Genomic DNA, 12,151 nt, shown 5'->3' on the forward strand with positions numbered 1-12,151 from the left:
AGGAGACTTAATGCAACGGGAAGACGTTCTTGAACATGCGCTTACTCTGCTGGAGCAGCACGGATTTGCCATGACGACGCTGGATATGCTGGCGGAAAAACTGGGGGTTTCGGTAGAGGAACTGACGCCATTCTGGCCGGATCGGGAGGCGCTGCTGTACGACGGCCTGCGTCACCACAGCCAGCAGGTCGATACCTGGCGGCGTCAGCTATTATTGGATGACGAGAGAAGCATCGAGCAAAAGCTGCTGGCGCGCTATCAGGTTTTACATGAGTCGGTGAACAAACAGCGCTATCCAGGCTGTTTGTTTATTGCGGCGTGCAGCTTCTTCCCCGATATCAACCACCCTATTCACCAGATTGCGGAACAGCAGAAGCTGGCGTCTTACCAGTACACTCGCGATTTACTGGAAGAACTGGAAACGGACGATCCCGAGATGGTGGCACAGCAGATGGAGTTGATTCTGGAAGGCTGCCTGAGCAACCTGCTGGTCAAGCATCAGGCCGCCAGCATCGCCACCGCCCAGCGGCTGGCAGAAGATGTCTTACGCTTTGCGCTGTGCCGCAAAAATGGCGCACTCACCTGATTTCAGAAACAAAATGCGGTAAAGCCCGCATTTTGGCTGAAAAGTCGGCAGTCAGCAGGGTTTTCCGCGCTTTCGTTGATAAACCCGTTGACGCCGTGCGGCCAATACGGTTTAATGCGCCCCGTTGCCCGGATAGCTCAGTCGGTAGAGCAGAGGATTGAAAATCCTCGTGTCCTTGGTTCGATTCCGAGTCCGGGCACCATCTTTCCTTTTTTATGCTTCCTTATCAATCCCTATATTGTTGCGATTCAATAAGTTGGCGTGAAAATCTTTTCCGATGCGTTTTGATTTATCCCTTCGTATCGGGGAATTTGTGGGTCAGATTGCGGGTCATTCAGTTCGATGAACGGGAGTGACCCTCACATGTTAACTGACAGCAAAGTCCGATCCGCGAAACCTCTCGCAAAATCTTACAAGCTCACCGACTCGCAAGGCTTATACCTGACGGTATCCACCAGCGGCGCTAAGCTATGGTATTTCCGCTACCGTTTCGGCGGTAAAGAAAACCGTCTGGCTTTTGGCCCCTACCCGCAAACTACACTGGCGGAAGCCCGTGAAAAGCGCGATGCAGCGCGTAAGCTGCTGGCATCCGGCATCAGCCCTTCTCAGCTTCGCAAAACGAACAACCCCGCCGTTGATGAATCCCGCACCTTTCAGTATGTCGCTCAGACGTGGCACACCAGCAGCCTGAAACTCTGGTCGGACGCGCACGCCGATAAAATTCTCACCTGCCTGAAACGCTACGTTTTCCCGTCCATTGGTGCGATGGATATCGCGCAGGTTGAAACCCGCCATCTGGCGCAGTTGGTTAAGGCAATTGACGATAAAGGCGTGCATGACGTCGCCGGACGGGTACGCCAGCATCTGACCAAAATCATGCGTCACGCCGTCCAGCAGGGTGTCATCAAATACAATCCGGCTTACGATTTAGATGGCGTCGTGACCCCGGTTGTGACCCAACATCACCCCGCCCTGCCGCTGAAACGCCTGCCTGAACTGCTGGCGAAGATTGACAGCTACAAAGGCCGGATGCTCACCCGTCTGGCGCTGGAGCTGAATCTGCATGTTTTCTTGCGATCCAGTGAACTGCGTTTTGCCCGCTGGGATGAATTCAACCTGAAAGCGCATATCTGGAGCGTACCCGCCCAGCGCGAACCGGTAAACGGCGTGAGATTTTCAGAGCGTGGCGCAAAGATGAAAGATGAACATCTGGTGCCGCTGTCACGGCAGGCGGTCGCCCTGCTGAAACAGATTCAGGCGCTTTCCGGCGAATCGGTCTTCGTTTTTCCGGGCGCACATACGCTGAACAAGCCGATGAGTGAAAACACCATCAACAAGGCGCTGCGCGTGATTGGCTACGACACCAAAACCGAAATCTGTGGGCATGGTTTCAGAACCATGGCCTGTAGCGCCCTGAACGAGTCCGGACGCTGGTCAAAAGACGCCATTGAGCGACAGATGAGCCACAAAGAGCGCAACGGCGTGCGGGCGGCTTACGTGCATAAAGCGGAGCATCTGGAAGCCAGAATCGAAATGATGCAGTGGTGGTCGGATTATCTGGACGTCAACCGCGAAGGATATGTCGCGCCGTATATCTATGCGCGGAGTCATTCGGCAGACTAACGCGCTGCGCTTGTTGGCTCCTGACGGGCTTTCTATGTGATAGAAAACCCGTCAGGAGCGTTGTCGTAAAACCATTCGAGCATTCTGCCAAATGTTTCTTATACGTCAGGGTTTCACAGGCTTGTCGCGTTTTGGCGCTGCCAGTTTTCGGTTGCAAGCATCCAGAACCCAGGCTGAGAAATTAGCATCGGGATCTTCCGTTTTCTCCTGCGCAACGCTGGCGTTTATTTCTTCGATAAGCTCATGCGGGAAGCGGATTCCCTTCGTGGTCGAACGCTTGTTTTTAGAACCTGTAGGCATGCCGTTTTCCTTTCTCGCTGAACGCATACTATACAAGGAAAAATATTTTTAAACACGTTGACGTGTATGTGCACCTAGCGTTAAGGTGTATGAACACCAAGAGTGAATTCATGGTGAAAAACGAAACCCGGCAGTGCGCCAACACTAACCGGGCTTCTGACCACAACATTATGAGGACTAATGCTATGGCTGACACCAATAGTAACACGGGCGCGTCTTATCAATCACTGCCGGATTATGAGAACCGTTACTCTGCCATGAGTGCCGCGCTGGCTCGTCTGGACTTTTCACACATGGACAATGACGAACTTTCGCTGGTCACTGAATATTGCGCCGAAACGCAGGCAGGACTTTGCCATTGCCTGAATTTCATTGGCGATGCGCTAATTACCTTTGCCGATAATGACGTGTGCGAATCGACACCGGAAAGCCTGTGCCAGTTGGGACATGGACTAACCGCAATCAGTTTACTCATCCCTGCACTTACCGATATGCAAAAACGCGCACATTCACTCACCGCCAGATAGCCATCTGAATATAGACTGCCTGATTAAAGCTCTGCCGTTGTTGACTCACGGTCAGAGCTTTTTTGCTTTTGTGGCTGAATAACAATAATTCTTCCCATCCGATATTGAGTTGTTTGCAGGCAACATCGCCCTTTCCCTGTAGCCTTCCCTACTGGCTGATTTCAGTGGGGATAGATATGCCAGCACGTTTTATTTTCGCAACGCTGACCGCGCTCAACAGACCATTCAGCCACGATGCAGGACGCGACGGGGTTAGGCGATTGAATGCCTGCGCCTCACGCGCATTAAACCGTGGCGTGAGGCGAGTAAATGCCATTTCGCAGAAAGGGCACATTTGCGTCGCCCGAACCCACCTGCGAGCGCTTCCCCCAAGGGAAACCGAGCAGGCCGGGGGGAGCCGAATAAATTTTGCCGCCCCAGCGAGCAAAAAGACGCGCCCACGCGTCGGTTTATTTGGGGGGCTTCAGCCCCGCACACCGTCGCGGCTAAGTCTCCGGCCACAAGCCGGTAGCGAGGCGCGACTACCCGCTTTGAAGGCGTTTTCCCATTTTTTCGCTGACCGGAACGGGCAAAAGAAAAAGTGGGCTAAAAACGGCGTATCAAAGGGGGTAGTCGCGCGTAGCGCGCGACGGTGTGCCGCTGTTGACGTTGGGGGTTTTGGCGTGGCGTCCAGCAGCGACATTACCCCCATGCGACAGGCAATAAGGGCGTCCAGCCCGCATGAACTGGCGCACGCCGTTCTGTGCCGGGAAATGTATTTTCCGGCGCATGGCTGCAAAGCTGCCACCTCTTTATCCCCACAAGATCGCCTCATGACGTCGACTCATGCCAGTACCCCAAGGTATGCGCCCATGTAATGAGGCGATAAAGCCGAAAGAACGAACACCCCAGTAAAATGCGAAGGAGGAACCATGCTGATTTCTGATTACCGTGAACGCCGGGCGCGTAGTCACGAAAAAATGCGACTTCTGCTCACCTTTCTGAAAGAAGAAACCTACAGCGACTTTAAAACGTTAATGCTGCTTTTTGATTATAAAAATCACAAGCCGCTTTATCTGTTGCTGGCAAAAGCCATCGACATGGGATTGATCCAAAAGTATGAAATAAACACCAGAATGGTGAAAACCTCTCTGTGGGGGATCACCAATGACGGATTATCCGTTGTTGTCACACCCCATGAGGATGGTTTTCCTGCACGGTTTGAGCCCTCGAAAGTCACTGGCTGGACGCTGATGCAGCGCCTTGATCGTCAGCTAGCACGGCTCCTTCTTGAGAAGAAAGGCGCTTATGGGTGGATCAGCGGCGCGGATTCAACATTCCGCAGCCGCTATGAGGTACATCATCGCCCGGCCGGGGTGATAACGTTACCAGACGAAACCGTCATCGCCGTTGAGACTGAACGCCATCTGAAAACCAAAGCCCGTTATCAGGCGATTATCACCCAACATTTGATAACTCGTACTCAAAAACGTTGGATGTACGTCTTCTATATCGTGCCCGATCCGCAGATAAAGCGAGCTATTGAACGGATGTTCAATAGCGTGCAATACGCCATCGTCAGCCATCAGCGTATCCCGCTGGAAGCGAAGCACCGCAATGTTTTTCGGGTTTATACGTTTGAGGAGTTGAAGGGGTTGGATTTGAATCTTGGCTAATTGCTGAACAACCATGCGAAGTATATACTCAGAGTGTGCATAAAAGAGGATCACTATCATGAAACACCGCGTCAGCGTTACCGTAGACAAAGACAATTATCAGGTTCTGAGTGCTGCCGGAGTCAATATTTCCGGGCTGGTGAATGATGCCATTGGCAAAGAAGCCCGTCGCATTAAGGCTGAGGAGTGGAAAAAGGAAAATCGCGAAGGGATGGAGGAAGTCACCCGATTTATCGCGCAGCATGGCTCCTTTGCAGATGAAAACAGGAACTGGTGATCATGCAATTCATGGTTTATCAATACAAACGAGCCAGTCACTACAAAATGTTTGTCGATGTGCAAAGCGATATTGTCGAGACACCGAAGCGGCGCATGGTCATCCCGCTTATCGAATCGCATCACCTGTCTGAGAAAGTGAATAAGACTTTGTTTCCTCTGATCCGCATCGACGGCGAAGATTATCGGCTGATGACAACTGAGCTGTCTAGTGTTCCGGCTGAGGTTATTGGTGAAGAGATCGCGGATCTTGGCGAGTATGCCGATGAGATTAAGGATGCTATTAATCTTATGTTTTGGGGGATTTGAGAGGGGTTCATTGTGCTTGCATCAAGTCTTATGCATAGCGTCTCTTAAGCTGAGTACAATCAGTATGTCGGAAGAGCTCTAAAAGTGAATGCCTCAGCTTATTGGTATACTTACAGGCCATACCCAGGGTGTTTCGCAACAATTTTCCCAGTAGTATTATCCAGTCGGTACTGCGAAATAGTTCCGTCCACAATGTGCTGGATAACGGCCTGAACTGTAGCCAATGGGACATTAAACCACTCTCTTGGAGTATAGATCTGACCATTATGGCTCTTGAGCGTAATGTTGAGCCGACGGGCAGCGAGGAAACCATGTACCAATGCCTCTAATTTTTGAGCATTGAGGTTAAAACACTGGCTGGTAGCCACAATCCTGACAGGTGCTTCAAGGAAAGTACGGTCTTTCTCGGCATGCTCAATGCGCTGCTCCACAGTTGTTTCAGTAAAACCAATTTTGTAAAGACTTTGTTTATAAGGAATAAGCGCTGGGTCTGTACTTGTGGTCGCGAGCACATAAACCAAGCCGGTCGGCACCGCAGTATCTGATGGTTGCAACGTCTTGCCATTGAGTTGCACCTTGCGCCCTTCTTTATCCCTCACCAAACCGTGAGTTAAGGATTGATAGAGCATGTTCATTTCGGTGCCATTCTCAAATATCAGTCGCAATCGGGCGTTGTAAGTACGGTACTGACCCAGACGTTCACCAGCACTATGGACATATCCCAGTAACCCATTAAGAATAAAAAAATCGCCTTCAACAATTTTCAATTTATGTGTAAAACGCTCAAGACTAAAAACCCCATTTTTTAAGCCTTTATGCAGGCTATAAAACAAGGGCTCGAAACGCTGGAAGTCTTGACACGGCTGGCGCTGAGCAATGTCATCTGGCTGCTCTTTTTTATCAGCAGAAACATACTGTAAGCTGAAGATATCAGGCTCTGCAAAATTTAATAAACCGTCCTCATCGTCGGCAAAAATATCCTCTAAAGAAGTCACCAGTTCTGATTTGTTGGCATAGGATAATGGTGTTGGTTCAGCGGCTAGTGGGGTTCTACCATTTTCAATGTGATTTGAAGCCAGAAGCCCTCGGCAATCCAGCGTTTGCAACGAAGCACATATGTTGGGATTTTCTTTAATGATGCGCAATCGTCTTGCTAGGCGTTTTTCATCAAGAGAAGCGGCGCTGTTTTCAGTTGGCAGACGGCCATGCCGATCGTAAAACGCGGCAATTTCAGCAAACTGATTGCCAGCCAAATCGACGGGACTCGCCTTGTGCTTCAGAGGGTGAACATCCAATAAACAGAGATCATCTTCTTCACTGAGGATCTCATCTAATGTTGATTTGGCCGCTAATCGCGTTGTCGATAACCGGATCATTTTACTGCTCCTGATTAGCCAACTTCTGTTGCTTCATTTTGCGGATAAACGCCAGCGCTTCGGCATAACGCTTCTCAATCGGATCACTGGCATTCAGCGATGGCTCTCTCTGTTGTTCTCGGGTGAACTGCTTGATCTTAGGCCAAAGGATAATTGCCTCTTCTTCGGAGACCTGCGATCGGCTGGCACTTACTGCTTCCTGAATGGTTTTCAGCATAGGCGCAGTTACCGATTTAGAGATAATTTCATAAGCACCATGGAACGGATTCACCGCATCTATCAGGTCTATATCCAGATTATCAATACAGATGAACTTTTCACCCATCTTCAGGAACTGCTTACCTGCGACACTGTTTACTGACTCTTCTTCAGCGCCATTCGCCATATCCACATTGGCATCCTGCGGCAGGTCTTCCCAATCAACCACGCCCCCTTTCTGAGTGATCAACATACTTTGTAATACTCCTATGCGTACCTGTTCCTGCTCTTCGTCGGTCAAATCTGGGTAAAGCGTCTGAATCACAGCAGGCAAAGCCACTTGAGTGAAAGTTTCGGGGGGGATGGTTTCACTAATTGTCTCTTTGACCAACTGTTCGTTAGCCATCAGAGTCGCCATAATTTCGTTCTTGTCGCTGTTCAGAATATCCAATACTTTCGGGGATACCGGTAAGGTTGCGGAATCATCTACAAGCAGAGTATTAGGTGGTAGTGGCTGACCGTCCCATTGAGAACGAGGCTTGAACTGGATGTTGGGAGCCAGGATCTGCTCCATCAATAACGACGTGGTGATCGCCTTAAGCATATTATTGACCGATGCCTTCACATCATCATCCTGTGCATCAGGTTGAGCGATGAGATTGGTAAACTGAGCATGCGTTTTTCCCGTACAATCTCGGGTCGCCCGGCCGATAATCTGCACAATTTCTGTCAGAGAGCTGCGATAGCCAATCGTCAACACATGCTCACAGCAAGGCCAATCAAACCCTTCTTTCGCCATGCCTAAGGCGATGATGATGTCCATATCATCAACCGCTTTGATATTACGTAAATACGCCTGGACTTTGGATCGTTCGTTAGGATTATCATCAACCAGATTGGCTAATTTGAGCTCACAGCCATTTTTTCCCGCAATATAATAAACCCCAGTCAGAGGATCGCGTTTTATCACGCTGCCAATCACATCAAGGATAGAATCAACTTCTCCATATTTATCTTTGGTCGATTCACCGGAATTAACATTCGGGATATGAATAATCGTTTTTTTGCTGGTATCGAGTACCGTGGGCAATGCATCAATATAACGCCCCTGATAAAAATGATAACCAATACCCAGAGATTTAAGATATTGATAGCCATTCAACTGCTCGTAATAGGTGTATGTCACCTTAGTGAACTGCGCCTCATCCTCAGGCAACAAGATCGGCACGGTATCGCCTCGGAAATATGATCCGGTCATGGCAACGATATGCACACTCGATTTTTTTATGAGCTCATCAATAAGATTACCAAGCCGATTATCACCATCGGCAGAAACATGGTGAAACTCATCAATAGCCACCAGGCAATTATCGAAATCTGTTACCACTAATTTATCAAAGGCAAAACGCAAGGTCGCATGAGTACATATCAGAATACGTTCGTTGCCATGCATAAAGCGTTGGAAAGCATGAACCTTACCCGCTTCCCCACCATCCACACACAGATTGTTCTCGGATGTAACACGCCAGTCAGCAAAAAAACCTTGTTCGGTTAAATTGGTCTCCTGAAAAGAGCCACCGATAGACTTTTCCGGAACGGCGACAATCACTTTTCGCACGTTCTGATTTTCCAGTTTATCCAGCCCCAGAAACATTAACGCACGCGATTTCCCCGAAGCCGGAGGGGCCTTGATCAATAGATACTGACTATTTCGTTCAGCAAAAGCTCGGGCCTGCATTTCACGCATTCCCATCGAATTAAGGCCGGTACTTTGCCCCGTCTGACCATACTCAACGTGCAATAAATTATTCATTATGGTTTCCTGCGTTGGCCGGTGTTCTGCTCTTTCTTGGTTTAGCCTGAGTTACTGTCAGTTTCTGCGTCAGTGCTTCATAACGTGCCAGCAGGCAGCTTAAGCGGTCGGCTGCATCTTTGAATGGGCGCTCACGGTAAAGTCGATCCACCGCGGTATCGAGAGCCTGATGGGCGGTTAACAGCTTTTGCGGCATCTTATCGGGATCATAGAGTTCAGCAAGTGTACGTCCTAGGAATTCTTCACGGATTAAAATCACGTCTTCGGCGAGCATCTCGATTTGTTTGCGTTGTATGGATGTCACTTCAGGCCAAGGAAAAGGGTTGTAAACGACTGAAGCGGAATAGCGATAGTCACTTTTCAACCTACCAGCAACCAGTCTCATCCAGTCGTTATGCATTAACGAAGAAAGTATTGCGAATTCGTATAACGTGCCGTCAGGGATAATATAATTTGCATTTGTTGAAATTACTTCTGCATTAAAAAAACCAAGAGGAACATAAATACGGCGTTCAGAAGAAACACTTGGAACAAGAATGTAACTTCCTGATGCTGGATGTCTGTTTTCGTCAAACAGATGCGGGCTATTCGATTTTTTTCTTGTGCCAGATTTGGAGCTTTTAAGACGGGCATTTTTAACAGCAAGAACCCTTTTCCCGACTAATGGCATTGATTCTAAATCAGCAACACTCGCCTCAACCAACCATAAGCACCAACGTTCTTTTCCATTAAAAAACTCATCGGCGCCTAATACCTTTTTGAGCCAGCGTTCAGCTTGCGGTTCTTGTTTGAGTAATTCATCACGTTCAAAACGATCTAACAGTAGATAACCACCATCAGTAGGTTTATTTCCAAAAAATAATGGAGGTACACCTTTTATTAACGGGGAGTTTCGTGGAATAATTGCCAGCCGGCTTCCTTCTACTAAGTATGGGCTGATATTGTCGACCATTTTGCAATGCCATTCGCCTTGTACGTATTGATAAAGTCTGCTCTTTTCTGAACTCGCTGAAAGCCCAATAATGATTACATGTACCGCCGCTTTATCACGGGCATTATTTGCCCATGGAAATGTTGGGTATGCAAAATGGATATTTAGCCCGAGGGAAAAAATTGGCGGCCACAGTGTCGCAACCTGCTCTCCCTGACAAATGGAATTGGTTGCTACCAGAGCCAGCTCAGCACGTGAATTTTGAATATATTGCGCCCCTTTCCAGAACCAGCAAGCAACAAAATCTAAGGTTCCTAACGCTTTGAAGTCGCTAAATACAGCCTGCATATCAGCACGTTGCTCATCTGAACGTCCCAGTGTTCCTAAAAATGGCGGGTTACCGATTACATACACTTCGTCATCAGCTTGCTTAGGACAGACCTGATGCCAGTCAAGACGCAAACTATTACCACTATGAATATTTCCACTTTCACGTAACGGCAATGCCGGTGGCGCGAAACCAAACGCTTTTTCCCACTGACAATTCACCTGGTGCTCCGCCAGCCAGAGGGATAACCGAGCAATCTGGCAGGCGAAATCATCAATCTCAATGCCGTAAAACTGTGACAGGTGAAGACCGCTCATTGAAAATGTTTGAGGTTCCAGCTCACGCAGAGCCTCAATCACTTCAATTTCCAGATTGCGTAACGCTTTGTAGGCCACAATCAGGAAATTACCGGATCCACATGCAGGATCGAATACTTTGATCTTGCCGAGTCGCACCAGTAACGCTTTAAGCCCCTTGGCATTGTTACGTTGTTTATCCAGTTCAACGCGTAACGGATCAAGAAACAGGGGCTGAATCACCTTCATGATATTGCGATATGAGGTGTAGTGCTGCCCTAAGCGGCTGCGCTGTTCCACATCAATCACGGCCTGGAACATGCTGCCGAAAATGTCTGGGTTAATCTCACTCCAATTCATGGTTCCGCATTCGAGTAAGATCTTGCGCCCCTTTTTGCGCAGTTCGGGAACCGGTTCATCGCTGGCAAACAATCCACCATTTACATACGGAAATGCTGCAAGATGGGCGGGTAGCCTTTGTCGCTGCGGGCTGTCAGGCTTCTCATCTAACACACCAAATAACTGATAAAGAAATGAATCCAGATCGCTGCCATCTTCTTCGGTGAAACTTTTGACAGCAGACGTGAACTGGGCGAGGGCAAAAATACCGGTGTCTTCGGCAAAAAGGCAAAATAACAAGCGAGTCAGGAAGACGTTAAGGGCATGGATATCTTCCGACTTACTGAGGTCATTGTGGACTCGGATGAGGTCAAACAATCTCCCCATCTTCTCGGCGGCCTTCACATCAGCAGGGTTTTCACTGCTGATAATGGCTTTCTCAAGGCCCACTAACGGCAAAAAGAAACCATAGTTGCTATGTAACTCGTCCATTTCAATGTCGAGCCGCTCTTTACTTGCGGTATCCCAAGCCAGAAAGCGAGTAAAATCAGTGATCAGCACGAAGCGGATCTTATTTTTAGCTATCGCTGGGTCATCAATGCACTGATTTAGCAGAGTCTCAAGCTCTTCTCCTTCCGCAGCAGACTGAAACCAGAGTTTATTCTTGATACCGACCTGACCAGGCTCTTTAGCGATGTTACGGCTACTGCCCTGACGCACCTGTGTAATCGTTGGTTTACCTACAAGCGGTATATAGTTATGGCAAAAAACAAGTTATGCATTCTGAAGGATCATGTATGGCAGTGAATCAGGCGAGGATTTTCGAGCAGCTTGAACAGATAACCCACGAGCTGAATCGTGATGAATTTATTTATGGTTTTATGGCCGCTTTTGATTTTCCTAAATCAACAATTATGCAGATGAGCGTTATCTGGCGATCTGGCATTCTCCGTGCTTTTAGCAGGAGGAAATGGCGTGTTAATAGGCTATGTCAGGGTATCAACAAATGACCAAAACACCGATTTACAACGCGAAGCGTTGGAACGGCTAGGATGTGAACAGATATTTGAAGAGAAAATCAGTGGGACTACAGAGAAAAAACCGAAACTCAATAGTGCTCTGAAGGCATTACAGGCGGGGGATACGCTCGCGGTGTGGAAACTGGATCGATTGGGACGAAGCATGAGACAACTTGTCAAATTAATGGACACGTTGCAACAACGCGGGATTCATTTTCGTAGTGTGACCGATTCCATAGATACCGCCACGCCAATGGGAAGGTTTGTTTTTCACATTATGGGGGCGATGGCTGAAATGGAACGAGAACTTATTGTCGAGCGAACCCGCGCAGGTTTGGCTGCCGCTAGGGCTAAAGGACGTATAGGCGGACGCAGACCCAAGCTGACGCCGGAGCAATGGGCGCAAGCCGGACATCTTCTGGCTAATGGCGTCCCGCGACAGCAGGTGGCACTGATTTATGACGTAGCAGTAGATACCTTATATCGAAAATTCCCTGTCGGCAGAAAACTGAGTGCCAAAACGTAACGTTGAAAAGATTAAGTAATCTATTTTTGGTAAACCTGTCTTCCAGCAG

The 12,151-nt window shown here is 48.6% G+C and carries 14 protein-coding genes and 1 tRNA gene; 9 read left to right on the forward strand and 6 right to left on the reverse strand.

The window, feature by feature from the left end:
- The first annotated feature begins 10 nt into the window (after positions 1-10).
- From AACH44_RS17565 to AACH44_RS17575, 3 genes are all read left to right on the forward strand, one after another.
- On the forward strand, positions 11-586 hold the full coding sequence (locus tag AACH44_RS17565; protein ID WP_261849490.1) for a transcriptional regulator: 576 nt from the start codon (positions 11-13) through the stop codon (positions 584-586).
- Between the two features lie 126 nt (positions 587-712).
- Positions 713-788: transfer RNA gene (locus AACH44_RS17570), tRNA-Phe, on the forward strand.
- Positions 789-949: 161 nt separating this feature from the next.
- The gene (locus AACH44_RS17575) at positions 950-2,209 is read left to right on the forward strand and encodes a tyrosine-type recombinase/integrase (protein WP_261849491.1); all 1,260 of its coding nucleotides are present in this window, start codon (positions 950-952) and stop codon (positions 2,207-2,209) included.
- A 105-nt stretch (positions 2,210-2,314) separates the two neighbouring features.
- Here AACH44_RS17575 and AACH44_RS17580 read toward each other — a convergent pair whose 3' ends face one another.
- Complete coding sequence (locus AACH44_RS17580; protein ID WP_010299634.1) at positions 2,315-2,509, reverse strand: YlcI/YnfO family protein; 195 nt, start codon at positions 2,507-2,509, stop codon at positions 2,315-2,317.
- Positions 2,510-2,694: 185 nt separating this feature from the next.
- On the opposite strand from AACH44_RS17580, the gene AACH44_RS17585 reads away from it, so the two are divergent.
- Positions 2,695-3,036 carry a hypothetical protein gene (locus tag AACH44_RS17585; protein ID WP_261849492.1) on the forward strand — a complete coding sequence of 114 codons (342 nt, stop codon included), beginning with the start codon at positions 2,695-2,697 and terminating at the stop codon, positions 3,034-3,036.
- A 148-nt stretch (positions 3,037-3,184) separates the two neighbouring features.
- Here AACH44_RS17585 and AACH44_RS17590 read toward each other — a convergent pair whose 3' ends face one another.
- Both AACH44_RS17590 and AACH44_RS17595 read right to left on the reverse strand, forming a co-directional pair.
- Entirely contained in the window at positions 3,185-3,370 is a 186-nt protein-coding gene (locus AACH44_RS17590; RefSeq protein ID WP_261849493.1) for a hypothetical protein, read from the reverse strand.
- A gap of 265 nt (positions 3,371-3,635) precedes the next feature.
- Positions 3,636-3,806, reverse strand: coding sequence for a hypothetical protein (locus tag AACH44_RS17595; protein ID WP_226297842.1), 171 nt, complete (start codon positions 3,804-3,806; stop codon positions 3,636-3,638).
- Positions 3,807-3,947: 141 nt separating this feature from the next.
- On the opposite strand from AACH44_RS17595, the gene mobC reads away from it, so the two are divergent.
- From mobC to ccdB, 3 genes are read left to right on the forward strand one after another with little or no spacing between them, the layout of a single operon-like run.
- Positions 3,948-4,691, forward strand: a complete 744-nt coding sequence (gene mobC, locus AACH44_RS17600; protein ID WP_261849495.1) for a MobC family replication-relaxation protein — start codon at positions 3,948-3,950, stop codon at positions 4,689-4,691.
- 58 nt (positions 4,692-4,749) lie between these two features.
- Positions 4,750-4,968 (forward strand): type II toxin-antitoxin system antitoxin CcdA, encoded by a 219-nt coding sequence (gene ccdA, locus AACH44_RS17605; protein WP_038903500.1) that lies wholly within the window; start codon positions 4,750-4,752, stop codon positions 4,966-4,968.
- A 2-nt stretch (positions 4,969-4,970) separates the two neighbouring features.
- Positions 4,971-5,276 carry a type II toxin-antitoxin system toxin CcdB gene (ccdB, locus tag AACH44_RS17610; protein ID WP_261849496.1) on the forward strand — a complete coding sequence of 102 codons (306 nt, stop codon included), beginning with the start codon at positions 4,971-4,973 and terminating at the stop codon, positions 5,274-5,276.
- Positions 5,277-5,386: 110 nt separating this feature from the next.
- Here the strand turns inward: ccdB and AACH44_RS17615 are convergent, their stop codons facing one another.
- From AACH44_RS17615 to AACH44_RS17625, 3 genes are read right to left on the reverse strand one after another with little or no spacing between them, the layout of a single operon-like run.
- A complete protein-coding gene (locus AACH44_RS17615) occupies positions 5,387-6,652 on the reverse strand; it encodes a GIY-YIG nuclease family protein (protein WP_038918041.1) in 1,266 nt (421 codons plus the stop codon).
- A 1-nt stretch (position 6,653) separates the two neighbouring features.
- A complete protein-coding gene (locus tag AACH44_RS17620; protein ID WP_338659358.1) occupies positions 6,654-8,663 on the reverse strand; it encodes a DEAD/DEAH box helicase in 2,010 nt (669 codons plus the stop codon).
- Entirely contained in the window at positions 8,656-11,277 is a 2,622-nt protein-coding gene (locus tag AACH44_RS17625; RefSeq protein ID WP_261849498.1) for a class I SAM-dependent DNA methyltransferase, read from the reverse strand. Before AACH44_RS17625 ends, AACH44_RS17620 begins: the two co-directional genes overlap by 8 nt.
- 77 nt (positions 11,278-11,354) lie before the next feature.
- Here AACH44_RS17625 and AACH44_RS17630 point away from each other — a divergent pair, with 77 nt between their 5' ends.
- Positions 11,355-11,567 (forward strand): hypothetical protein, encoded by a 213-nt coding sequence (locus AACH44_RS17630; protein ID WP_023638430.1) that lies wholly within the window; start codon positions 11,355-11,357, stop codon positions 11,565-11,567.
- The gene (locus tag AACH44_RS17635) at positions 11,533-12,102 is read left to right on the forward strand and encodes a recombinase family protein (RefSeq protein WP_085653890.1); all 570 of its coding nucleotides are present in this window, start codon (positions 11,533-11,535) and stop codon (positions 12,100-12,102) included. Before AACH44_RS17630 ends, AACH44_RS17635 begins: the two co-directional genes overlap by 35 nt.
- The last annotated feature ends 49 nt before the right edge of the window (positions 12,103-12,151 follow it).

Source organism: Pectobacterium araliae, from assembly GCF_037076465.1.
Taxonomy (GTDB): Bacteria; Pseudomonadota; Gammaproteobacteria; order Enterobacterales; family Enterobacteriaceae; genus Pectobacterium; species Pectobacterium araliae.